This is a genomic window from Pseudomonas sp. Marseille-QA0332 (genome assembly GCF_054950175.1).
Genome location: NZ_CM143106.1, coordinates 645,351 through 668,532 on the forward strand (window position 1 = coordinate 645,351; position 23,182 = coordinate 668,532).

Annotated in this window: 24 protein-coding genes; 11 read left to right on the plus strand and 13 right to left on the minus strand. The window is 63.0% G+C overall.

Going from position 1 to position 23,182, the window contains the following annotated elements; all coding sequences use genetic code 11:
- Positions 1-5: 5 nt before the first annotated feature.
- A complete protein-coding gene (locus ACY8GK_RS03260) occupies positions 6-1,031 on the minus strand; it encodes a patatin-like phospholipase family protein (RefSeq protein ID WP_196176256.1) in 1,026 nt (341 codons plus the stop codon).
- 152 nt (positions 1,032-1,183) lie between these two features.
- Here ACY8GK_RS03260 and ACY8GK_RS03265 point away from each other — a divergent pair, with 152 nt between their 5' ends.
- A complete protein-coding gene (locus tag ACY8GK_RS03265) occupies positions 1,184-1,462 on the plus strand; it encodes a hypothetical protein (protein WP_196176254.1) in 279 nt (92 codons plus the stop codon).
- 15 nt (positions 1,463-1,477) lie between these two features.
- Positions 1,478-2,245, plus strand: coding sequence for a CHAD domain-containing protein (locus tag ACY8GK_RS03270; protein ID WP_462402296.1), 768 nt, complete (start codon positions 1,478-1,480; stop codon positions 2,243-2,245).
- A gap of 43 nt (positions 2,246-2,288) precedes the next feature.
- Here the strand turns inward: ACY8GK_RS03270 and ACY8GK_RS03275 are convergent, their stop codons facing one another.
- The 3 genes from ACY8GK_RS03275 to ACY8GK_RS03285 all read right to left on the minus strand — a co-directional run bounded on the left by ACY8GK_RS03275 (position 2,289) and on the right by ACY8GK_RS03285 (position 5,106).
- A complete protein-coding gene (locus tag ACY8GK_RS03275) occupies positions 2,289-2,657 on the minus strand; it encodes an Mpo1-like protein (RefSeq protein WP_462402297.1) in 369 nt (122 codons plus the stop codon).
- Positions 2,658-2,733: 76 nt separating this feature from the next.
- A complete protein-coding gene (locus tag ACY8GK_RS03280) occupies positions 2,734-4,212 on the minus strand; it encodes a methyl-accepting chemotaxis protein (RefSeq protein ID WP_462402298.1) in 1,479 nt (492 codons plus the stop codon).
- An 87-nt stretch (positions 4,213-4,299) separates the two neighbouring features.
- Positions 4,300-5,106, minus strand: a complete 807-nt coding sequence (locus tag ACY8GK_RS03285; protein WP_196176245.1) for a TatD family hydrolase — start codon at positions 5,104-5,106, stop codon at positions 4,300-4,302.
- 294 nt (positions 5,107-5,400) lie between these two features.
- Between ACY8GK_RS03285 and ACY8GK_RS03290 the strand changes: the two genes are divergently transcribed.
- From ACY8GK_RS03290 to greB, 3 genes are all read left to right on the plus strand, one after another.
- Positions 5,401-6,774, plus strand: a complete 1,374-nt coding sequence (locus ACY8GK_RS03290; RefSeq protein ID WP_462402973.1) for an MltF family protein — start codon at positions 5,401-5,403, stop codon at positions 6,772-6,774.
- 192 nt (positions 6,775-6,966) lie between these two features.
- Complete coding sequence (locus tag ACY8GK_RS03295) at positions 6,967-7,275, plus strand: hypothetical protein (protein WP_196176243.1); 309 nt, start codon at positions 6,967-6,969, stop codon at positions 7,273-7,275.
- A gap of 87 nt (positions 7,276-7,362) precedes the next feature.
- On the plus strand, positions 7,363-7,845 hold the full coding sequence (greB, locus tag ACY8GK_RS03300; protein WP_196176241.1) for a transcription elongation factor GreB: 483 nt from the start codon (positions 7,363-7,365) through the stop codon (positions 7,843-7,845).
- A gap of 105 nt (positions 7,846-7,950) precedes the next feature.
- On the opposite strand, the gene ACY8GK_RS03305 is transcribed toward greB, so the two are convergent.
- The gene (locus tag ACY8GK_RS03305; protein WP_462402299.1) at positions 7,951-10,458 is read right to left on the minus strand and encodes an ABC transporter permease; all 2,508 of its coding nucleotides are present in this window, start codon (positions 10,456-10,458) and stop codon (positions 7,951-7,953) included.
- Positions 10,458-11,141 (minus strand): ABC transporter ATP-binding protein, encoded by a 684-nt coding sequence (locus ACY8GK_RS03310; protein WP_462402300.1) that lies wholly within the window; start codon positions 11,139-11,141, stop codon positions 10,458-10,460. Before ACY8GK_RS03310 ends, ACY8GK_RS03305 begins: the two co-directional genes overlap by 1 nt.
- A gap of 10 nt (positions 11,142-11,151) precedes the next feature.
- Between ACY8GK_RS03310 and ACY8GK_RS03315 the strand changes: the two genes are divergently transcribed.
- The 3 genes from ACY8GK_RS03315 to ACY8GK_RS03325 all read left to right on the plus strand — a co-directional run bounded on the left by ACY8GK_RS03315 (position 11,152) and on the right by ACY8GK_RS03325 (position 13,184).
- Positions 11,152-11,757 carry an arylesterase gene (locus ACY8GK_RS03315; RefSeq protein WP_196176235.1) on the plus strand — a complete coding sequence of 202 codons (606 nt, stop codon included), beginning with the start codon at positions 11,152-11,154 and terminating at the stop codon, positions 11,755-11,757.
- 58 nt (positions 11,758-11,815) lie between these two features.
- The gene (locus tag ACY8GK_RS03320; RefSeq protein WP_196176233.1) at positions 11,816-12,097 is read left to right on the plus strand and encodes a hypothetical protein; all 282 of its coding nucleotides are present in this window, start codon (positions 11,816-11,818) and stop codon (positions 12,095-12,097) included.
- A gap of 109 nt (positions 12,098-12,206) precedes the next feature.
- On the plus strand, positions 12,207-13,184 hold the full coding sequence (locus ACY8GK_RS03325) for a L,D-transpeptidase family protein (protein WP_196176231.1): 978 nt from the start codon (positions 12,207-12,209) through the stop codon (positions 13,182-13,184).
- A gap of 130 nt (positions 13,185-13,314) precedes the next feature.
- Here ACY8GK_RS03325 and ACY8GK_RS03330 read toward each other — a convergent pair whose 3' ends face one another.
- A complete protein-coding gene (locus ACY8GK_RS03330) occupies positions 13,315-13,569 on the minus strand; it encodes an Lpp/OprI family alanine-zipper lipoprotein (protein WP_196176229.1) in 255 nt (84 codons plus the stop codon).
- A 502-nt stretch (positions 13,570-14,071) separates the two neighbouring features.
- Between ACY8GK_RS03330 and ACY8GK_RS03335 the strand changes: the two genes are divergently transcribed.
- Complete coding sequence (locus ACY8GK_RS03335) at positions 14,072-14,353, plus strand: GNAT family N-acetyltransferase (RefSeq protein ID WP_196176227.1); 282 nt, start codon at positions 14,072-14,074, stop codon at positions 14,351-14,353.
- Positions 14,354-14,425: 72 nt separating this feature from the next.
- Here the strand turns inward: ACY8GK_RS03335 and ACY8GK_RS03340 are convergent, their stop codons facing one another.
- The gene (locus tag ACY8GK_RS03340) at positions 14,426-15,502 is read right to left on the minus strand and encodes a 3-deoxy-7-phosphoheptulonate synthase (protein WP_196176225.1); all 1,077 of its coding nucleotides are present in this window, start codon (positions 15,500-15,502) and stop codon (positions 14,426-14,428) included.
- A gap of 287 nt (positions 15,503-15,789) precedes the next feature.
- Between ACY8GK_RS03340 and ACY8GK_RS03345 the strand changes: the two genes are divergently transcribed.
- A complete protein-coding gene (locus tag ACY8GK_RS03345; RefSeq protein WP_196176223.1) occupies positions 15,790-16,266 on the plus strand; it encodes a universal stress protein in 477 nt (158 codons plus the stop codon).
- Between the two features lie 156 nt (positions 16,267-16,422).
- Positions 16,423-17,397 carry an HTH-type transcriptional regulator CysB gene (gene cysB, locus ACY8GK_RS03350; protein ID WP_462402301.1) on the plus strand — a complete coding sequence of 325 codons (975 nt, stop codon included), beginning with the start codon at positions 16,423-16,425 and terminating at the stop codon, positions 17,395-17,397.
- A 101-nt stretch (positions 17,398-17,498) separates the two neighbouring features.
- Here the strand turns inward: cysB and ACY8GK_RS03355 are convergent, their stop codons facing one another.
- The 5 genes from ACY8GK_RS03355 to rloA form a co-directional block, all read right to left on the minus strand.
- Positions 17,499-18,233 carry a phosphoadenylyl-sulfate reductase gene (locus ACY8GK_RS03355; RefSeq protein WP_196176219.1) on the minus strand — a complete coding sequence of 245 codons (735 nt, stop codon included), beginning with the start codon at positions 18,231-18,233 and terminating at the stop codon, positions 17,499-17,501.
- Positions 18,234-18,370: 137 nt separating this feature from the next.
- Entirely contained in the window at positions 18,371-19,714 is a 1,344-nt protein-coding gene (pabB, locus tag ACY8GK_RS03360; RefSeq protein ID WP_462402302.1) for an aminodeoxychorismate synthase component I, read from the minus strand.
- A 119-nt stretch (positions 19,715-19,833) separates the two neighbouring features.
- On the minus strand, positions 19,834-20,814 hold the full coding sequence (locus ACY8GK_RS03365) for an alpha-L-glutamate ligase-like protein (RefSeq protein WP_462402303.1): 981 nt from the start codon (positions 20,812-20,814) through the stop codon (positions 19,834-19,836).
- The gene (rloB, locus tag ACY8GK_RS03370) at positions 20,814-22,349 is read right to left on the minus strand and encodes an osmotic stress tolerance membrane protein RloB (protein WP_196176213.1); all 1,536 of its coding nucleotides are present in this window, start codon (positions 22,347-22,349) and stop codon (positions 20,814-20,816) included. Before rloB ends, ACY8GK_RS03365 begins: the two co-directional genes overlap by 1 nt.
- A gap of 5 nt (positions 22,350-22,354) precedes the next feature.
- Positions 22,355-22,891, minus strand: coding sequence for a retropepsin-like aspartic peptidase RloA (gene rloA / locus ACY8GK_RS03375; protein WP_196176211.1), 537 nt, complete (start codon positions 22,889-22,891; stop codon positions 22,355-22,357).
- Between the last annotated feature and the right edge of the window lie 291 nt (positions 22,892-23,182).

The following is a 23,182-nucleotide window of genomic DNA, read 5'->3' on the forward strand; positions in this document are numbered from 1 at the left end:
CGCTTTCAGCGTCGTTCCTGTTCGTGGGCATCAAGGCTGTCGCGGGCGATCTCGCGGCCGAGGGCGATCAGCTCCGGTGCCTTGTAGAACTCGAAGAAACGGCAGACCCGCTTGGGTACGTTGATCAGCACGTCAGGGGGATAACCGGCGATCTTGTACTGGGCAAGCGAGGTCTGCATCACCTCGAAACTCTGGTTGATCAGGTCGAGCAGCGAAGCCGGGCCGACGTTGTCGATGATGACCGAGCCGGTGGCCGATCTAGGGGCGGCTTGCTCCTGGTCCGTCGTCGGTACGCCCGCTTCATCGATAAGCCAGGGGTCGATGGCCGGTTCGCCCTGGGTGTCGATCGCCTGCTCGATCCTGACCAGTTGTTCTGCCGGCTTGCGCCGAAACGGCAGATGCGCGCCCAGCGAGCTGATCAGGTTGTCGAAGCGCATCCTGAATGCCGCGGGCCGCTCGATCACCGGCAATTGGTAATGCCGCTGGTTAGTGGCGTTGAGATTGACCGCGATGATCATGTCGCAGTGGCTGGAAACCACCGGGATGATCGGCAGGGGATTGAGGATGCCGCCGTCGACCAGTACGCGATTGCCTTGTACCACCGGCGTGAATAGGCTCGGGATTGCCGCCGAGGCGCGCATGGCCTTGTGCAGGCAGCCTTCCTGGAACCAGATTTCCTGCTGGTAGGTCAGGTCGGCAGCCACTGCGGTGTAAGGGATGCGCAGCTGCTCGATGTTCATCTCGCCGACGATCTTGCGAATCTGCCCGAAGACCTTGTCGCCACGGATGGCGCCGAGGCGGAAGCTCACATCGACCAGGCGCAGGACGTCCAGGTAGTCCAGGCTTTCGATCCAGTGCTTGTACTCGTCCAGCTTGCCCGCGGCGTAGATCCCGCCAATGACAGCGCCCATCGAGCAACCCGCGATGCAGGCGATTTCGTAGCCGCGCCGTTCGATTTCCTCGATCACTCCGATATGCGCATAGCCGCGGGCCCCGCCCGAACCCAGTACCAGTGCTACCCGCTTGCCCATCCGCTATCCTCTTGCCTGCACCGTTGCCGGATATCGCTTGTTGTGGTGTTACCTGTGCCTCAATCCTATCCTGCCCGAGCCAAGGCCGGGGCACTTTTCAAGCGGTGTGCCGTCGAACAGCCATTCTCCTTTCGTTTCCGAGGCAATCTTCCATGAAAGCATGGATCTTCCTTCCCATTCTTGTCCTGGCCCTGGGCGGTTGCGCGGGCAAGACGGCCTACCGCGAGAGCTGCGCTAGCCAGCTCGATGGCGCCTGGAAGGAGCTGGATCTGGCCAAGGCGGAAGGTTTCGCCGGTACGGTGAGCTATTCCAAGGCGCTGTCGCTGCTTACCGGAGCCAAGACCCAGCAACAGTTCGAGGCTTTCGAAGGATGCACGCGCAAGGCGCAGAAGGCCCGTTTCTACATTCGCGAGTCCCGTGCGGGACGGTGAGTCGAGGAGTAATCGATGGCGGTCATGCTCGACCATGTGGTAGCACGAATGCTGGCATTGCAGGTTCGTCTGCAGGCTTGTCGGCAGCGTCTGGCTGCCGATACCGACGCTGAGGCGCTGCATGACCTGCGTACCACGCTTCGGCGCTTGCGCAGTCTGCTACGCCCTTTGCGTGGCTTGCCGGGGATCGAGGAGCTGGAACAGGCCGCCAGGTCCCTGGGGACACTGACCACACCTCTGCGCGACCAGGAAGTACTGGCCGGCGAGCTGATGCACAGGGGATATGCCGAGGCCGGCCGGCAGCGCCTGGAGGCCAGGCCGGGGACATTTGCCAGCGTGGCCTCCAGTGCGCAGCTCAAGCGGGTCCTGGCCGTGCTGGACGCACTCCCGCCGCTGCTGCGCGCGGCGAACCGCGAAGGGGTGACCAGCGGATTGGCACGCCGTATCGATAAACGCCTGCTCAAGCAGTGGCGCCGGCTCGAAGCGGCGCTGAAGGACCCGGCCCATGATCGGCACCGCCTGCGTCTGCTGATCAAGCGGGTTCGCTATGCTGCCGAAGCGTATCCGCAGCTCGATCATGCCGACAAGAAGCTTCAGCGACTGCTCAAGCAGGGCCAACAGGACCTGGGTAACTGGCATGACCGGGTGCAGTGGCTGCTGCAGGCAGGGCAGCAGCGGGAACTGGCGGTGTTGAGGGCAGACTGGCAGAAGGAGCTGGAAGCAGCGGAGCGACAAGCGGATGTCACGCTGGGGCAGTTGCAGGCTGTCTTGAGGCGTCGCTAGTCAAACGCGCACGCCGTGTGTCATGCAAGCGCTGCCGGACAGGTCACCGGTGACGTTTGTGATGTTCGCGCCAGGCGCGCCACCAACCACCGCTCAGAACGAAGCGGGGAAAGGTGATGAACTGTTCGGTCAGCAGGCGTTTGACCGCGTCGCTGCGGTTCGTGAACGGTTCGGGCTGCTCGACTTCGAGGCGATGGCCCTGGCGTTGCAGGCCCAAGCCGGCAATGACGGCGATGATGCCGACGGCGATCTGCGCGATATCGAGCCCGAACAGGCCGGACAATACCAGCAGCACGCCAAGAACGAACAGCGGTACGGCAATCAGATGCAAGGCGAGATTGGCCGGATGTCGATGATTGTGATGATAACTTCGCCACTGCCAGGCTGGCAGGTTGGGCAGACGCTTGTTCATGGCACGCTCCTCTGGACCTTATCCAGAAGCTTAGTGAGGTCTTTATCCTTCAGCCAATCAAGCATGCCTATCATCATCATAGTTTGAGCTGGCCAATGGCTTTGTTCAGGTCCGTGGCAAGGCTGGCCAGTTCGGTGCTGGTGGTCGCAGAAGCAACGGTCTGCTGCACGGTGTCCTCGGTCACGTCCCGAATGCTCACCACGGCACGATTCATTTCTTCGGCGACCTGGCTTTGCTGCTGGGCGGCGACCGCGATCTGCGTGTTGCTTTCACGCATTTGCGCCACGGCCGCGGTGATCTGCGCCAAGGCCACGCCAGCCTCCTGCGCCTGAATGACGCAATCGCCGGCCTTGAACGAACTTTCCTGCATGAATTCGACGGCATCGCGCGTACCCGCCTGCAGTGACGCCACCATGCCAGTGATTTCGTCCGTCGAGGTTTGCACACGCCGGGCCAGGTTGCGTACTTCGTCGGCGACCACCGCGAAGCCCCGGCCCAGATCTCCGGCGCGCGCGGCTTCGATGGCAGCGTTAAGCGCCAACAGGTTGGTCTGCTCGGCGATGCTGTGAATGACGCCCACCACGCCATTGATCTTCTGGCTATCCTCGGCCAGCTGGCGAATCATCTGGGCTGTCTGGTCAACCCCGGTGGACAGGCCGGTGATCGACTCTTGCACGCGACCAACCACCACCTGGCCGCGGCCAGCGAGGCCATCGGCCGACTGCGACAGGTCACGGGTGGCGCCGGCATGCTCGGCGATATGATGCACCGTCGCGGTCATTTCGTTGATCGCAGTGGCGACCTGATCAGTCTCGCTTTGCTGTTCAAGCATGCCGCGACGAACCTCGAGCATGCCGCTGGCCAATCGAGCCGCGCTCAGGTCCAGGTTTCGCGCCGTCTGCGTCACCGTGGCGACGATCCGTTGATAGGTGGCTTGCATGGCATTGAACGCACCGGCCATCTGCCCGACTTCGTCGCCGCGCACGTGTGGCACCCGAGCCGAGAGGTCGCCGGTCTTTTCCACGTGCAGCATGATGTCCTTGAGCCGATCGAGCTGACTGAGCAGGAAGCGGATCAGCAATTGCGAGGCGGCCAGCATGGCCAACATCAAGATCAGGACACACAGGGCATAGCGAGCGAAACGATCAGCCAGGACCTGGCGCATGCTGGGGGCATTGACCAGTACCGCCAGATAATGGTCGCCGCGACGCATGACGTGCGCGCCGAGCAACGGGTCCTGGCCCAGGATCCAGGCGCCGGACAGTGTCACCCAGCCACGTGCCTGGGCCAGGGCGGGCAGGGGATGGCCGGCCACGCTGGGGATCTGCCCCGCATGCCATTCGAGCAATCGGGGCAAGCGTGGCGTACGTGTCGACACAGGCCAGGCCGTCAGCAGCTCGGCCTGGGCTTGTGCCTGCTGGCGAAGGGTGGCAACGCGTGCCTGCTGTTCAAGGTAGGCCGCGTACAGCACCAGCAGCAAACTGATGGCGAAGGCCACCGCATTGATGCACCAGAATTTGTATTTCAGGGAAATGTTGCCGAACCAGGCAGCCATGGCGGGAAGTCTCGGAATTGAGCGAAAACAATCTTGGCAATGTGCCACTATTTTCGTCGCTCATGTCTGCGCCGCCGTTGACCTGGATCAAGCTATTTCCGGAAGGCCGAAGAATGCACGAGCACAGGCCGTGGTATGCGCGGCCGTCTGCTGCACGGACTCGCCACGATGACGCGCTACTTCCTCCAGCACGGCCACCAGGAAAGCCGGCTCGTTGCGCCCGCCTTTCGGCTTGGGCCGCAAGGTGCGTGGCAGCAGATATGGGGCATCGCTTTCCAGCATCAGGCGCCCCTTTGGAATGCTGCCTACCAGAGGATGCAGGTGGGTGCCGCGACGTTCGTCACAGATCCATCCGGTGACGCCAATGTGCAAATCAAGGTCCAGGTAGTCGAACAGTGCCCGCCGTTCTCCGGTGAAACAGTGCACCACCGCTGCCGACAGATGATCGCGGTACGTCTTGAGAATCGCCACCAATCGTTCGCTGGCATCGCGCTCGTGGAGAAATACCGGCAGGCCCGACTCGGCGGCAAGGGCCAGTTGCGCTTCGAGCGCCTTCTCCTGCTGCGCACGAGGGGAAAAGTCACGATTGAAGTCCAGGCCACATTCACCCACGGCCCTGATCCGAGGTTGCTCGAGCAGCTGACGCAGGCGGGTATCGATGCTGGGGCCCCATTCGCTGGCATCATGGGGATGGACGCCGGCCGTCGAAAATAGCACGTTGCCATCGGCATCCAGTTGCCGGCAGAGGTCGGCGGCCTGTTCGCTGCCCGCCAGGCTGGTGCCGGTCAATACCATCTGCACCACGCCAGCCTCGGCTGCTCGCGAGACGACGGCGCAATGCTCATTCTTGAAGCTGCTGTTCGTCAGGTTGACGCCAATATCGATGAGTTGCATGGGGGCAAAGGTCTTCCGCGCTGGTGAGGGTATTCGACGGATGGCATACGGCCTGGCTGAGGTGTCGGACGACAGGATCGGCCGCTCGTCGCTGGGCTTAGACCCGGATCCTTGCCTGTCGCTGCAGGTACCGCAGGTCGGCCAGCATAGCAGGATCGCTTCGGCGTGAAGAACTTGGCGGGAGTTTCGTGGTCTGTTGGCGTCCATTGACACTGATCGGGTCCATCCATGGCATCAGCCCAGCGCCCCGTGCGAGGCAACCGCACGCTGCATGGCTTGCTGACCATCCTTCTGATGGCTGCACTGCTGGTCCCGGGCGCGTCCGTTGCGCGTCTGGCGGGGCCGCAGCAAGGCGCGCCGGTGATCAAGACACGTGATCTGGCGCAAATCCGCTCCAGCCAGATCCTGCGCGTACTGGTCAACCAGAGCCGCAACAGCTCCGGGAAGGTCAAGGGGCAACCTGTCGGGGTCGAATATCATCGGCTGCAGGCCTTGGAACACGCTCTCAATGCCCATGCGCGCGCTGGTCAGGCCGTTCGGCTGAAGATCATCCCGCGTGCCAAGGAGCAGTTGCTCGGCGCGTTGCTGCGGGGCGAAGGCGACATCGCCGCGCCGGGCGAGCTGCTCGATCCTGCCTTGGTCAAAGGGCTGGTCGCCAGCGAGCCGGTTGTCGATCAGGTCTCGTTGCAGTTGGTAGGACGCAAGGGCGGGCACAGTTTCACCCGGGTCGAACAGCTGTCCGGTCGCACCATCGCCCTGACCAGCGCGAGCGCGGCGGGTCCGGTACTGCGCGAGGTCAATGCGCGCCTGGCCAGGCACAAGCGCGCTCCGATCAAGATCGAGTGGGTCGATCCTAGCCTGGCGGTGGAGGATGTGCTGGAAATGGTCCAGGCCGGTATCTATCCGCTGACCGTGGTGGAACGCCCGATCGCGCGGCGCTGGGCCCGGGTGATGCCACGCCTGCAGCTGCAAACCCGCCTGAAGCTGGCGCCTGCCCGACCCATGCGCTGGTACCTGCGCAAGGATGCGCCAGCGCTTCAGGGCGTGGTCAACGGGTTCCTCAGGAACTATCGACCCCCGGCCAACCAGGATGCAGTCTTCGAGCGAATCTACAAGCGCCAGTATCGCATTCATGATCCGCTGGCCCAGCGCAGGCGCCTGGAGTCGGTCAGGCCGGTATTGCAGAAGCATGCCCGGGCGCAACAGATGGATTGGTTGAGCCTGGCGGCACTGGCTTTCAAGGAATCCACGCTGAACCCTGCGGCAGCAGGCACCAGCGGCGGCGCCCATGGCCTGATGCAGATCACGCCATCGGCCGCCCGTCGAGTCGGGGTGCGCAATACCGCCACGGTCGATGGCAATGTCAAGGCCAGTGCCCGTTATCTGGCGCTGATCCGCCGCAAGTTCTTCGCCAGCGCCCAACTCAACGAGCGCGAGCGCATGGCCTTCGTCCTGGCTGCGTACAATCTCGGCCCGGAGCGGGTCCAGGCCATGCGGGCCGAGGCGCGCAGGCGTGGGCTCAACGGCAACCAGTGGTTCTTCCAGACCGAACGTATCGCCATGGAGCAAGTGGGCATGGGGCCGGTCAACTTCGTCAACAGCGTGAACAAGTACTACCTGGCGTTCAACCGCGAGCGCTCTTCGCTCGAGCGCACCAGCAGGCGCTAGCCGCTTGCAGTTGCTTGCCTTTGACGCTTGTAAACTGCCGCTTGTCGCTCTAGCATGGAGTTCGCGCCGATTTAAACAGCTACTTGCGGGGCGCGGGACGCCTCGTCATGTCGTCCGAAATTCCGCTAAAGCGCTGGTTCGGTGACGCCTCCCACCGCTGCCCAGCGGGATCTGCGAGGCGAAGAGAACATCATGAGCTGTCCGCGCACCAGTGTCTGCCTGACCCCACTGCCTGCCACCCAGGCCACCCACACGCCATGCATCCTGCTTGGCGGTCGTCACCAGCCCAGCCTGCTGCGTCATCTCGACGGTCTGTCGCGGCGCAAGGGGCAGGCACGTGCATTCCTGGTCCAATTCGTCGAAGCCACCGCAAGCCTGGCTCGATATCGCGACGATCATTTCGATCTGGCGGTGATCCAGTCCCCCAGTCGGGATGCCGCGGCCGAGACGATCGGCGAATTGATCCGGGTCGCCCGCCAGGGCTTGATCACCCGCGGTTGACGCAAGAACGGGGCTTTTCATCATAATGCTCGGCGTGCGTGGCAGGCGCATGGGCGCCTGTCGTGACGTCATGAAGGAGACTGCGGCTTGAGCACCAACATCATCACCACTGCCGGACACCAGGCGCTCAAGCAGGAGCTGGATCACCTGTGGCGGGTCTACCGCCCAGAGATCACGCAGAAGGTCGCCTGGGCGGCCTCCCTGGGCGATCGCAGCGAAAATGCCGACTACCAGTACAACAAGAAGCTGCTGCGCGAGATCGACCGTCGAGTTCGCTACTTGCGCAAGCGGCTCGAAGACGTCAGGGTCGTGGCCTATGCGCCCGAGCAGGAGGGCAGGGTCTTCTTTGGTGCCTGGGTCGAGATCGACAACGATGCCGAACAGACGCTGGCATTCAGGATTGTCGGCTATGACGAGATTCACGGGCGCAACGACTACATTTCGATCGACTCACCCATGGCCCGCGCCTTGTTGAAAAAAGGCGAGGGCGATGAGGTGGTGGTGCAGACACCATCCGGCCAAGCCGTCTGGTACGTGAAGCGCATCTGGTACGAACAGGCCGAGGCGTAACCGGTTCATCCCGGGGCCGCTCGTCGCCGGCAGCGATGCATGGGCGCTGGATTGTCACCGACATTTGCGCGGTGACGCAAAGATCTCGGCTCAGCCCCGGTCATGCTACCCCTCTCGCAGCACCGTCAAGGGGCTGGCATTGAGCGCGCGCCGCGTGCCCTGCACACCAGCGCCGCCCACCAGAACGGCACCCAGCACCGGTAACAGCGCAAGCCAAGGGTGTGGCGCCCACTGCAAATCGAATGCATGGCGATACAGCACCAGGGTGATCAGCTCGCAGCCCAGCGCGGCGAGCAGGCCGCTCAGCGCGCCTAGCAGGCCGAACTCGATCCGCCGGGACTTGACCAGCAGCGCGCGTCCTGCACCCAGCGCCCGCAGCAAGGCGCCTTGGCGTATGCGCTCGTCGAGGGTGGCCTGCAAACCGGCGAACAGCACTGCAAGGCCGGCGGCCAGGACGAACAGCAGCACATACTCCACGGCCATGGTCACCTGTGCAAGGATGCTGCGCAGTTGTTCGAGCAATGCGTCGACCTGGAGAATGGTCACCGCTGGAAAAGCCCGCGACAGCGCCACGAGATCGGCGTCATGGCCAGGCGCCAGATGGAAGCTGGTCAGGTAGGTGGCCGGCAAGCCTTGCAAGGTGTTCGGCTGGAAGATCATGTAGAAGTTTGGCTGGAAGCTGTCCCAATGGACCGTGCGCAGGCTGCTGACCCTGGCCTGGCGATGCGCGCCGCCGATATCGAAGGTCAGCACGTCACCGAGCTTGAGCGACAGGCTGGCGGCGAGTTCGGCCTCGACCGAGACGCCCGGCAGGCTTGGTGCGGCCGGCATGGCCTGCCACCATCGGCCGGCGCTCAGCGCGTTGCCTTCGGGCAGCTCGGCGGCCCAGGTCAGGCTCAAGTCGCGTTGCACTGCACGCTCCGCGGTTGACTCCTTGCTCACTAGTTCTCGCACCGGTTGCTGGTTGATTGCCACCAACCGTCCAGGCACCACCGGGTAAAGTGGCGCGGAACTGGCATTGATCCGGGACAGGTGCCTGGCGAAGGGCTCGCGATCATCCGGCAGGATATTCAGCGCAAAATGGTTCGGTGCATCCGCCGGCAGCTGCGCCTGCCAGTTGTCCAGTAGCTCGCCGCGCAGCAGCGCCACCAGAGCCATGGCCATCAGGATCAAGCCAAAGGCCAGCGCCTGACCCGCCGCCGCCAGCGGGTGGCGCAACAACTGACCAAGGCCCAGGCGCCACGCCAATGGCGCAGCGCCCATCACGCGACGCAAGCCGCGCAGGCCGAGCAGCAGCAGGCCGCCCAGCACCAGCGCGACGGCCAGCCCGCCGCCGAGCAGGACGAACGTCAGCAGCAGGTCCAGGCTCAGACGCCACATGATCAGCCCCAGAGCCAGCAGCGCAGCGCCATACACTAGCCAACTGCTGGGCGGCACCGGCAACAGGTCACGGCGCAGCACGCGCAGCGGAGGTACCCGGCCCAGCGCGGCCAGGGGCGGCAAGGCAAAACCGGCCAGCGCGACCAGGCCGGTGCCGATACCGGCCAGTGCCGGAGCGATGCCGCCAGCCGGCACCACGGTCGGCAGCAGGCCGTGCAGCAGACGAAACAGCCCGAGCTGGGCCAGCCAGCCGAGCAGTGCGCCAGCCATTGCTGCCAGCGCGCCGAGCATCGCCAGTTGCAGGCAGAACAGCCCCAGCGCCTCATGGCGGGACAGGCCCAGGCAGCGCAGCAGGGCGCTGGCGTCCAGGCGTCTGGCTGCGTAGCGGCTGGCCGCCAGGGCCACGGCCACGCCAGCGAGCAGCACGGCCACCAGGCTGGCCATGTTCAGGTAGCGTTCGGCCTTGCCCAGCGCACCGCCGATCTGCCGGTTGCCATCGCGAGTGTCGCGCAGCCGCTGGTTGGCGCCCAGTTGCGGCTCGACCGCTTCGCGGTATTGGCTCAGCCGCGCGCTTTCGCCTCGCCAAAGGTCGCGGTAGGTGACACGGCTGCCAGGCTGGATGACCCCGGTGGCGGCCAGATCCTCGAGGTTGATCAGTACCCGCGGCGTGAGGCTGTAGAAATTGCCGGCGCGATCCGGCTCGTATGTCAGCACCCTGCTCAGGCGCAGGCTCTTCATGCCGACCTCGATGCGATCGCCGATTGCCAGCCCCAGGCTCGCCAGCAATCGACTTTCGACCCAGGCTTCGCCCGGCGCCGGCCCGCCGCCGGGCGTTTCTGCCGCATACGGCTGCGTTGCGCTGCGAACCTCGCCGCGCAACGGATAAGCCTGGTCAGCGGCCTTGATGCTGGACAGCTGGATGCCCTGGTCGGTAGCCACCACGCTGGAAAATTCCACCACGCGAGCATGCAGCAGCCCTAGCCGGGTTCCGCTTTCGATCTGCTCGACGGTGGCCGGCGAGGTTCCCTGCAGGACCAGGTCGGCACCTAGGAATTCGGTAGCACGCAACTGCATGGCGCCATTGAGACGGGCGCCGAAGTAGCCGATCGCAGTGCTGGCGGCGACCGCGACCAGCAGCGCGAAGAACAGCACTCGCACTTCGCCGGCGCGGGCATCGCGCATCGACTGGCGCAGCGCGAGGCTGCACAGGCGGTGCAGGGGCATGCGGTTCATCAGGCCTCCAGCGGCGTGACCAGGCGGCCGGCATCCAGTCTTATCTGGCGACGGCAGCGATGGGCCAGGCGTTCGTCGTGAGTGACCAGCACCAAGGTGGTGCCACGTTCCTTGTTGAGTTCGAACAGCAGGTCGCTGATGCGTTCGCCGGTCTGGCTGTCGAGGTTGCCGGTCGGCTCGTCGGCGAACAGCACGGCCGGCTCCGCGGCAAAGGCCCTGGCAATGGCCACGCGTTGCTGTTCACCGCCGGAGAGCTGGCGCGGCGAGTGGCTCAGGCGCCGGCCCAGGCCGACCCGCTCGAGCAACTGGCGGGCCTGCTCGCGCGCATCGCGTCGGCCTTCCAATTCCATCGGCAGCATGACGTTCTCCAGGGCATCAAGGCTGTCCAGCAGCTGGAACGACTGGAACACGAAGCCGACATGCTCGGCCCGCACCCTGGCGCGCTGGTCTTCGTCGAGCGTTCCCAGATCCTGCCCGGCCAGGATCACGTTGCCTCCGGTCGGTCGATCGAGGCCGGCGAGCAGGCCCAGCAGCGTGGACTTGCCCGAGCCGGAAGCGCCGACAATGGCCAGGCTGTCGCCTGTGGCAAGGCTCAGGGACAACGAATGCAGGATCGTGAGGTCGCCTTCCGCGCTAGGGACCACTTTGCTAAGGTTCTGCGCAACGAGAATACTGGGAACCATGGAGAATCCAATGCGAATGGGATGGTTGGGTGCCGGTCTGGCCATGTGGTGCCTGGCCCAGAGCGCGGCGGCGGGCACGCTGCTGGTCGTCGGCGATAGTATCAGCGCCGGATTTGGCCTGGATACCCGTCAGGGCTGGGTTTCACTGCTGCAGGAGCGCTTGGAGGCCGAAGGGTTCGATGATCAGGTGGTCAACGCCTCGATCAGTGGCGATACCAGCGCTGGCGGCCAGGCCAGGCTTGCGGGGCTGCTCGAGCAGTACAAGCCGGACCTGGTGGTGCTCGAGCTGGGCGGCAACGATGGCTTGCGCGGGCAGCCGCCCGAGCAATTGCAACAAAATCTTGCTTCGATGATCGACGCGTCTCGCGCCTCGGGTGCGAAGGTCGTGTTGCTCGGCATGCGCCTGCCGCCGAACTATGGGGTGCGCTACACCACGGCTTTCGCGCAGGTCTATGAACGGCTGGCAAGCGAAAAATCAGTGCCCCTGGTGCCGTTCTTCCTAGAAGGCGTGGGCGGGGTGCCCGAACTCATGCAGGCTGATGGCATCCACCCGGCCCAGGGCGCCCAACCACGTCTGTTGGAAAATGCCTGGCCTGCGATAAAACCGTTGTTGTGACGCTTTTATCGGCTGCGGGTTTCAGCTAATGTTGCGCCCCCCGATCTGGAACCCCTCGATGCCGCGCCCCGCCTGGTCCCTGTACGCCTATCAACTGATCGAGCCCGACGAACAGCTCGACCTGTTCGCCTGCCAGGAAAGTCGCCTGCATCTGATCGCTCGCCAGCTGGAGCTAGGTGCTCCGGCCGATCGCACGTTATGTGGCAGCCTGCTCCCAGCACAGCCGCGCTGGTCGGCCGTGCCGTCGGCTATCCAGCGCGACGAGCGCCTTTGCCCGCTGTGTCGTGCCATTCTCGACGCCCAGCGCCGTGGTACACGGCCGGTATGGCCGGAACTCTGAAGGCCTTTCATCATCTGAAACCCTAATGGTTCGCCGATCGCTCCCGCTACGTCAGGCCGCGGTGTAGAATTTCTGTCCCTTGCTTTTCCCATTTCGAAGGATTTACCAGATGTTGCAGCACTTTCCCGCCGTCACCCGAAGCCTGTCCCTGGCTGTTCTGTTGGCCGCAGGTCCTGCTGCCGCGCTGGAGCTGCCTTTGCCGCCTCCAGGCGAGGACGTGGTCGGGCAAGTGCAAGTGATCAAGGCCCGCTACGAAGACACTTTCGCCGACATCGGCACGGCCAACGACCTTGGCTACCTGGAGATGATTGCCGCCAACCCGGGCGTCGATCCGTGGTTGCCGGGCGAAGGCACCGAGATCGTCCTGCCGACGCGCTTCATCCTGCCGCCGGGACCGCGCGAAGGCATCGTCATCAACCTGGCCGAATACCGCATGTACTACTACCCGAAGGGTGAGGCGGTGGTGCATACCTATCCGCTGGGTATCGGCCGGGAAGGCTGGGGTTCGCCGATCGCCAATACCAAGATCATCGCCAAGACTGCCAATCCGACCTGGACCCCGCCAGCATCGATCCGTGCCGAGCATGCCGCCGATGGGGACGTCCTGCCTGCCGTCGTGCCTGCCGGACCGGATAATCCGCTGGGGCCGTTCAAGTTCACGCTTGGCCTGCCTGGCTACCTGATTCATGGTTCGAACAAGAAATTCGGCATCGGCATGCGCACCAGCCATGGCTGCTTCCGCATGTTCAACAACAATGTGCTGGAACTCTCGCAGATGGTCCCGGTGGGGACGCCCGTGCGCATCATCAACGAGCCCTACAAGTTCGGTGTCAGCGCTGGCAAGGTCTATCTCGAGGCGCATACGCCGCTGGATGATCATGGCGATCCTTCGGTGGTCGACAAGCACACCGCGCTGATCAATACCCTGCTAAAGCGCGAAGACTTGGCCAACAATGTAAGAATGAACTGGGACATGCTGCGGGATGTCATCGCCGCCGAAGATGGCATGCCGGTCGAAATCGCCGAGCCGGTCGCGGGGTCGGCGGGCGCACCGATGGTTTCCAGTATTCCCGAAGAACTTCGCTAGTAGTGTCTTGCATGGCGCGTAGTAATGGCTATGCGCTATCGCTCGCCGTGGGCGCACTCACGGCAATCCGTGAAGAACCATAAAAAAGCCGACCCACGAAGGGGCCGGCCCTAACAATCCGTATGGACTATTACTTGCGGCTGGCTTTGTCCAGCATGCGCAGGGCGCGCTCGTTGGCTTCGTCAGCGGTCTGCTGTGCCTTCTGGGCGGCAGCCATGGCGTCATCAGCCTTGCGATAGGCTTCATCGGCACGGGCTTGTGCGCGAGCTGCTGCGTCTTCGGTAGCAGTCAGACGGGCTTCGCTTTCCTTGGATGCGCTGCTGCTGCAACCGGTAGCCAGAACGGCGGCCAGAGCCAGAGCAGAGAATTTCAGAACGTTGTTCATCGTGTTCCCCTTTAAAGGAATTTCCATTTAAGTAGCCATCTCTTCGGAAAAGAAACTGGCCGCTGTACATAGTACTCATTACTTGTAGTAAGTAAACTGACTGAGCGCAAGAACTGCAAAAAAAATGTTGCTGCACGCCGCGCCTGGCGGTGCTGTAACGAAGACACTAGGTTTTTTGCACTCTGCCTGTTGTCTGCCACTAGCAATTGAACTTTTTGCGGAACCAAAAGTGACTCCAAGTGTCGTCATTCGTCTCGGGCATTAACGGTGGACGCACTTGCCGAGTCCTTTTCCCCTTCGCCGGGTAGCAAATGTTGCGGTATTTTTTCAAACTCCAGCTTGAGCAACCAGGCAATACGTGCCTACTATCTGCAAGCGTCCGCTCGGCAGAACGAATCGCATCTCCCCACTGTCCAACGGGCATCGAGGTGGCGTAGGGGCCCTGCGCCGGCGCATCAATCGATAAGACAAGGCCTACCTGCAGGGCCTGCGAGGAGTAGTGATGAACGAAGCGCTGACCATTCACCATGACCAGGCAGGTCATCAGTTCGAAACCAGCGTGGACGGTCATCGGGCCTATCTGACCTACATGGACCTGGGCAAGCAGACCCTCGACATCTATCGGACCTTCGTCCCCAATGCCCTGCGCGGACGCGGAATCGCCGCCGCGCTTACCGAGAAGGCCCTCGAGTATGCCGAACAGATGGGCTATACCGTGATCCCTTCATGCTCGTACGTGGAAAGGTACATGGAGCGACACCAGCGCCAGGCGCACAAGGGCTGAGCCACGCCCGGACGCGCTTCGTGCGTCATGTCGACAACGCCGGGCCCATGCCCGGCGTTTCTGTTCCAGCGTTCAACCCCGCTGACGCTTGGGCAGGACGTCCCTGAGCTTGGCTTGCATGCTGCGCAGGGCCTTTTCGGTAGCGGCCCAGTCGATGCACGCGTCGGTGATCGATACGCCGTACTTCAGCTCCGCCAGATCCTTGGGGATGGCCTGGCAGCCCCAATTGAGATGGCTTTCGACCATCAGTCCGATGATCGACTGGTTGCCTTCGAGGATCTGGTTGGCGACATTGTCCATCACCAGCGGCTGCAGGGCCGGGTCCTTGTTGGAGTTGGCGTGGCTGCAGTCGACCATGATGTTCGCCTTGATCCGGGCCTTGGCCAGGTCCTGCTCGCACAGCGCAACACTGACCGAGTCGTAGTTGGGCTTGCCGTTACCGCCACGCAGCACGACATGACCATAGGCATTGCCCTTGGTCGTGACGATGGACACGCCGCCTTCCTGGTTGATGCCCAGGAACCGGTGCGGTTTGGAAACCGATTGCAGGGCATTGATGGCCACGGTCAGGCCACCGTCGGTGCCATTCTTGAAGCCAACGGCCGAGGACAGGCCGGAGGCCATTTCGCGGTGCGTCTGGGATTCGGTGGTCCGGGCGCCGATGGCCGACCAGCTGATGAGGTCCTGGAGATATTGCGGGGAAATCGGGTCCAGTGCCTCGGTGGCAGTGGGCAAGCCCTTTTCGGCCAGGTCCAGCAGCAGCTTGCGGCCGATATGCAAGCCATCCTGGATCTTGAAGGAGTCATCCAGGTACGGATCGTTGATCAGGCCTTTCCAGCCCACGGTGGTACGCGGCTTCTCGAAGTACACGCGCATGACCAGGTACAGGGTATCGGAAACTTCCTCGGCCAGTACCTTGAGGCGGTCGGCGTATTCGTGGGCTGCCTCGATATCGTGAATCGAGCACGGGCCGACCACCACGAACAGGCGATGATCCTTGCCGTCGAGGATATTGCGGACCACTTCGCGGCCGGCAGTCACGGTCTGCAAGGCCTTGGCACTGAGAGGAATTTCCTTCTTGAGCTGATCAGGCGTGATCAAAGTCTCATTGGAAGCGACGTTAAGGTCATCGATCGGTAAATCAGCCATCGTGTTACTCGTCAGGTCACGGGTGCCGGCCGCCAGCAAACCCCGTGCGGCCCGGCAGCTGGATTGTTCGCGGCGGGGAGCCGCACCTTAGCGCGTTAGAGGGGGGCGCGACAATGGTTGCGCGGGCCTGCCCAGGGTTTTCGCCACGCTCGGGGTACTTGCTCGAGGCGCAAAGTGCGTCCACGGCAGGTGAAACGTTTCGCCCGCGCGCCAATCGAGCCGGGCACTCGAGCTTCTCGCTGCTAAGCTCAAGCATGCCCTGCCGCAGCGGCAGTCCAGGAGGTCGAATGATTCGTTCCATGCTGTACGCCACCGACCTTGGTGCCTACGCGCCGTTCGTCATGCAGCACGCGTTGGCCTTGGCGCGTACCTTCCAGGCCGACCTCTACGTGATCCATGCGGTCGAGCCGATGGGGCAGTTCGCCGAGTCGTTGCTGCAGAGCTACCTCGACGAGCGCACCCTGGACCAGTTGCACCGCCAGGGGGTAGGCGTGGTGCTGGCCAACATCGAACAACGGGTGCTGGAGAGTTTTCGCGAAGAGCTGGGCGATCAGGCGGATCTTGCATTGATCCGGGCCGTGCGGGTGCGCCAGGGTGATCCCGCCCAGGTCATTCTGGATCAGGTGCAGCGTCTGCAGGTCGATTTGCTGGTCTTCGGCAGCCGCAGCCAGGGGGTCGACAAGGAGCTACCGATTGGTCGCACGGCGGTGCGCCTGCTGCAACTATCGCCCGTGCCGGTCTACATGGTGCCGTTGACGCATTAATGTGAAAGCGTGAGTGCGTGCAAGGCGTTCCTCGCGGGAGGTTCGCTCGGCGCAGATGTAACAAAGTAGTTCTAGATTTTCGCCTGGATCCACTAATATAGTTATAAACCGTTGCTGCCAGGCGCCGGTGACACATCGCTGATCCGAGGGATTTCTATGAAGCTTCAACAACTGCGCTACATCTGGGAAGTGGCGCACCACGATCTCAACGTCTCCGCGACGGCGCAGAGTCTGTATACCTCCCAGCCCGGCATCAGCAAGCAGATCCGCCTGCTCGAGGACGAATTGGGCGTCGAGGTCTTCGCCCGCAGCGGCAAGCACCTGACCCGCGTGACGCCAGCCGGCGAGCGTATCATCAATACCGCTGGCGAGATCCTGCGCAAGGTCGAAAGCATCAAGCAGATCGCCCAGGAGTTCTCCAACGAGAAGAAGGGCACGCTGTCCATCGCCACCACCCATACCCAGGCGCGCTACGCCCTGCCACCAGTGATCGGCGCTTTCATCAAGCAGTACCCCGAAGTGGCGCTGCACATGCACCAGGGCTCGCCAATGCAGATCGCCGAGATGGCTGCGGACGGTACCGTGGATTTCGCCATCGCCACCGAAGCCCTGGAGTTGTTCGGCGACCTGATCATGATGCCGTGCTACAAGTGGAATCGCTGCGTGGTGGTGCCCCAGGGGCATCCCTTGGCCAAGCTGCCCAGGCTGACCTTGGAAGCGCTGGCCGACTATCCGATCGTCACCTACGTGTTCGGTTTCACGGGACGTTCCAAGCTCGACGAAGCCTTCAGCCACCGTGGCCTGACGCCGAAGGTGGTGTTCACCGCCGCCGATGCCGACGTCATCAAGACCTACGTTCGCCTAGGCCTGGGCGTGGGCATCGTGGCTGGCATGGCGGTCGATGCCAAGCTCGACAGCGACCTGGTGGCCCTGGACGCCAGTGAGCTGTTCGAGCCGAGCGTGACCAAGATCGGTTTCCGCCGTGGTACCTTCCTGCGTGGTTTCATGTGCGATTTCATCGAGCGCTTCGCTCCGCACCTGACCCGCGAGGTCATGGCCAAGGCCATCCAGTGCCACAACAAGCAGGAGCTCGAGGCGTTGTTCGAGGGCGTGGAACTGCCCATCCACTGACAAGCCGCAAGCCAAAGCAGACCGAGTTGCTTTGCAAGCGACTCCATCCTGCGGACCCGCATCCTCGGCAAGATCGCCACGATCAGCTTGCAGCCTGCAGCTCAGGCCTTGGCGATCAGGTTGCCAGCGTGCAGGCCGCATTCCTTCTGGGTCGATTCTTCCCACCACCAGCGGCCTTCGCGCTCGTGCTGGTTCGGCAGCACCGGGCGAGTGCAGGGCTCGCAGCCAATGCTGATGAAGCCACGTTCGTGCAGGCTGTTGTAGGGCAGTTCGAGCATGCGGATATAGCCCCATACCTCGGCACTGGTCATCTGCGCCAGCGGGTTGAACTTGTACAACGTACGCTGCGGCGTCGAGAAGGCCGTGTCGACTTCCATGACCGCCACATGGCTGCGTGTCCCCGGGCTCTGGTCGCGACGCTGGCCAGTCGCCCAGGCGCTCACCGTTGAGAGCTTGCGGCGCAACGGTTCGATCTTGCGGATGCCGCAGCACTCACCATGACCGTCCCGGTAAAAGCTGAACAGGCCCTTTTCCTTGACGAACGGGTCGAGCTGCTCGCGGTCGGGGCTGAGGATTTCGATAGGCAGGTTGTACTGCTCGCGAACCTGGTCGATGAAGCGATAGGTTTCCGGGTGCAGGCGGCCGGTATCGAGGCTGAAGACCTTGACCTGTTTGTTCAGTTTCCAGGCCATGTCCAACAGCACCACGTCTTCGGCGCCACTGAAGGAGATCCACAAGTCGTCGCCGAAGTGTTCGAAGGCAAGCTTGAGGATATCCTGCGGGGACTTGTCAGCATAAGTCGCGGCCAGGGTCGCGACATCGAGGGTTTGGCTCATCAGACGGTATCCATGCAGATAGATTGGCGCTGCGCGCTCGTAGTGGACAAATGGTAACAAAAAACAGCTGGTTCGAGGCGTTGGCCAGGCGTTGGCAGCGCACCGACTGTTCCTCCTGCGCTGTCGAATTGTCGCGCTCACAGTCCTTGCAGCGTTTCCATCAGTATTCGCACCTTGGCGATCGATTCTTCGTATTCATCCTCCCAGCGAGAATCGCCGACGACCGCGCCGCCACCCCAGCAGCAAGCCTGGCCGTCCTTGACCAGCAGGCTGCGAATGGCGATGGAACTGTCCATCTCGCCACGCACATCGATGTACAGCAGCGATCCGCAATACAGGGCCCGGCGCGTCGGTTCGAGTTCGTCGATGATCTGCATGGCGCGGATCTTCGGGGCTCCAGTGATCGAGCCACCGGGAAAACTGCCGGCGAGCAGGTCGAGCGCATCCTTGCCGGACTCGAGCTGGCCAGTGACGCTACTGACCAGATGATGGACATTCGGATAGCTTTCCAGGCTGAACAGCTCCGGCACCTTTACCGAGCCGATCCGACAACTGCGGCCCAGATCGTTGCGTAGCAGGTCGACGATCATCAGGTTCTCGGAGCGGTCCTTGGGGCTGGCCTGCAACTGCGCGGCATTGCGCTGATCCTCCACGGGGTCGGCTGCCCGTGGTCGCGTGCCCTTGATTGGCCGGGTCTCGACCTTGCCTTCGCGGACCTGCACGAAGCGTTCGGGGGAAAAGCTCAACAGAGCGCTGCCATCGGCCAGGTGCCGGTACCCGGAAAAAGGCGTTGGACAGGCGCGACGCAAAGCCTGGTAGGCTTGCCACGGATCTCCTTGGCAGGGCGCGCGGAAGCGCTGGGTGAGGTTGATCTGGTAGCAGTCGCCAGCCTGTATGTAGGCCTGGACGCGCTCGAAGGCCAGGCGGTAGCTCGTCGCATCCAGGTCGCCACGCATGGGCTCGAGCAGGCGGAAGCGGGTTGGCACTGGGGCGGCTCCGGCTTCGAACAGCGCTACCAGGCGCAACCGCTCGGCGTGTGCCAGGCGTGGATGGAACACCAGTTGGCTGCTGCGTTGGCGGTGATCGCTGATCAGCGCCCAGGCATACAGCCCCAGGTTCGCATCGGGCAATGCCAGGTCATCCATCGCCAGTTCTGGAAGCGGCTCCAGGCGTCGACCGAAATCATAGCTCAGGTAGCCGATCAATCCGCCTGCGAAAGGCAATTCCGAACCTTCGGGCAGCGTGGCCGGGCCAAGCTCGGCCAAGGCAGCGCGCAAGCGCTGGAAAAAGGCCGTACCGGTTTCTCCCGGCCCTGCCTGGAGCTGCCGGATGGGCCAGGCGCTGAGTAGATCGAAGCGACCCCGTTCGGCGCCGGGATGAGCGCTATCGAGCAGGATCGCGCCAGGTGCCTGGCGCAGGCGGGCGAAATGGAACGCCGGGTCGGGTTGGTAGGTCAGGGGATGGAGCGTACAGGTCTGCATGCGAATGAGCGGTGCTGGGATCGAGTGGCCGATTGTAGTCCCCGGCCGGACCCACGCCTAGCATGGCGATACATCGGCACCTTGGCCCCACGCCGTGTCGGCATTGGGGCCGCCATGGCTCATGGGTGGCGAATGTGGCCGAACAGGTCCTGGGCGACACGCACGCGTTGCTCGACATCTTCCGTCATGCCGTCCTTGGCCAGTGCCTCGATATGCGCCTCGATGGCGTGGGTGCGCTGGGTCAGGCCGCAGTCGTTGGCAATCTGGATGTTCAGGCCGGGGCGGGCATTGAGTTCCAGGATCAGCGGCCCACGGTCCTGGTCCAGGACCATGTCCACGCCGATGTAGCCCAGGCCGCACAACTCGTAGCAGCCGGCAGCCAGCTTCATGAAGCCGTCCCAGTTCGGCAGTTGCACACCGTCCACCGCATTGGTGGTGTCGGGATGCTTGCTGATGATGTTGTTGAGCCAGGTGCCACGCAGCGTGACGCCAGTGGCCAGGTCCACGCCAACGCCGATGGCCCCCTGGTGCAGGTTGGCCTTGCCGCCCGACTGGCGGGTAGGCAGGCGCAACATGGCCATTACCGGATAGCCCATCAACACGATGATGCGGATGTCTGGCACGCCTTCGTAGCTGATGCTCTTGAAGATCTGGTCCGGTGTCACCCGGTACTCGATCAGGGCCCGGTCGCGATGGCCGCCGAGCGAGTACAGGCCGGTGAGGATGCTGGAGATCTGGTGTTCGATCTCCCCATGGCTGATGATCTTTCCGGATACGGTCCTGTAGCGATCCTCGAAGCGGTCGGCGATCACCAGGATGCCATCGCCGCCAGCGCCCTGGGCCGGCTTGATGACGAAATCGCTGCGCCCGCCGATGATCTGGTCGAGCTTGTCGATTTCCTTCTCGGTCTCGATGATGCCGTACATCTCCGGCACATGGATACCTGCCGCGAGCGCGCGCTCCTTGGTGATGATCTTGTCGTCGACGATGGGATACAGGTGGCGCTTGTTGTACTTGAGCACGTAGTCCGCGTTGCGCCGGTTGATGCCCATGATGCCCCGGGCTTCCAGGGCTTTCCAGGTCTTGATCAGTCCGAACATCAGGCGTCAGCCTTCTTCAGGAATGCCTTGAAGCGTACCAGCTCGGTCAGGCGATAGCCGCGATAGCGACCCATCGCCAGCATGAAGCCCACCAGGATCAGCAGCACCGCCGGGAAGGTGAAGACGAAGTAGACCAGCTCCGGCACCATCATCAGCAAGTGCGCCAGGGAGGCGGCGAACAGCGTGCCGATGGCGACCTTCATGGCGTGGCCGCCGCCACGTTCTTCCCAGGTGATCGACAGTCGCTCGATGGTCATGGTCAGGATCACCATCGGGAACAACGCCACCGACAGGCCTCGCTCCAGCCCCAGCTTGTGGCTGAACAGGCTGATCGCGGCGATCAGCACCACGACGAAGGTCAGCACCACGGACAGGCGCGGCAGCATCTGCAGCTTCAGGTGCTCCAGGTATGAGCGCAGCGACAGGCCCAGCGCGGTGATCACGGTGAACAGCATGATGCCGAAGCCCAGCTGGGTCTCGCGGAAGGCCAGGGCGATCAGCACCGGCGTGAAGGTGCCCAAGGTCTGGATGCCGATCAGGTTGCGCAGCACCAGGATCACCAGCACGCCGATGGGGATCATGACCATGATCATGAAGGTCTGCTGGGTCTGCAGTGGCAGGCCGTAGAGGGAGTACTCGAGAAAGTCCGCGTCGGTGTTCTCGTCGGTCAGCTTGGCCAGGCGGATGGCGTTCATCTCGCTGTTGCTCAGGCTGAAGGTGACGTTGGCCTTGCGCCCGCCGTCGACGGTCACCAGGTTGTCGTCGCCTGTCCACCACAGCAGCCGGTCGCTGGGCAGGCCCTGCTCGCCGGTGTCGGGATTGAAGTAGAGCCAGTCGTTGCCGTTGAAGCTGCGCAGCCAGAGTTCCGGCGTCTGCGGGGTGTCGGCGAGCAAGCGTATGGTGTGCACCTTTTCCATCGGCACATGGGCGATGGACAGCAGCAGGTCGATGACCTTGGCCTTGTTCAGTGGCGAGGTATCGCCGGCCAGCAGCAGCTTGACGTTGTCGTCGTTGAGATTGTTGACACGCTTGATGGTTTCGCTGACGAAGGTCTCGACGTCGGCCGAGTGCTGCCGAATCGGTGCGATCAGCGCCTCGGCGGCGATTTTCTCCGGGCCTTCGACTGCCAGGCTGTCGCGGAAGGTCGGTCCCTTGAGCGCAGTCTTCTCGGTGCTGTAGCGCTTGGTCAGGACCAGGCGATAGTAGAGGGTCTGGTTGCCGCTGGCACGCCGTGCCGACCAGGTGACCTTGCGGTTGCCATCGGCCCGATTGACGCTCACGCCATAGTTGTTGGAGATGAAGCTTTCGTTGAGGCTGACATAGTCGCGGTTGAGCGGAGGCACGAACATCTGCACCTTGACCGGGTCCTTGGCGCTGGCGACGAATTCGACCTTGGCATCGATGTTCCACAGGTCGTCGGTCTCGTCCTCGGTCACCGGTATGCCGAGAAAGAAGATCTGGTAGGCCGTGATCAGCACGCCCAGCAGCACCAGGACGGTGATCAGGACTTTCAGGTGGAGGGTAAGAGAGCGCATCGGAATTACTCTGCGGAGTGAGCGACGGGGGCGCAGGCAGGTTTGCCGGCCGCGTATTTGAGGCTTGGGTCGACCATGGCATCGAAGTGCTTGAGCGCTTCCGAGCCAATCAGCAGGGGGAACTGGAAGGCGCTGCGGTCGGTGAGGTTGACTTCGATGGCGCGCCGCTGGCGCCCCATACAGACATCCAGTTCGATCACCGGCCGGGCGGTGAAGGCCTTGCCTTCTTCGGCATTGTAGTCACCGGCGCGACGCTTGATCTTGCTGACACGCGCGAGCGGGCGTTCGATCGGATGCGAATGGGCGGAATCGATGGCCAGGTAGAAGCGCACCCAGCTCTCGCCGTTGCGCTTGAAGCGCTTGATGTCGCGGGCGCTGAGCGAGGCGGTCTTGGCGCCGGTGTCGAGTTTGGCGGCCAGCTCCAGGTCGAGGTCGGCAAGCCGGGCGTATTCGTTAAGACCATAGACGGTCTTTTCCGCCGCGTGGCCAAGGGCCGGCAGCAAGGCGAGGCAGAACAGCAAAAGATAGGGCGAAAGTCTCATAATCCTGGCGCGGTGCTATGCGGTGTTCGGGGCAAGGCGACTGGCATGTACTGCGCAAGCTTCCTCGTTCATCTGTCGACAGCATGAAATCAGGCGACAGATCTCTGTCCATACTCCGTAGGAGGCGCGGCATTCTAGCATGCTGGTTCATTGACGCCAGCGCGCCGCGATCAGACAGCGCCAGGGCGGTCCTGGTTCGGGCTTCGACTATTGTCGACAATCTAAATTTTTTCTTTGACCAAGCCTAGATGGATCGCTAGGGTAGGGCAATGATCTTTCAAGGTTGTCGAC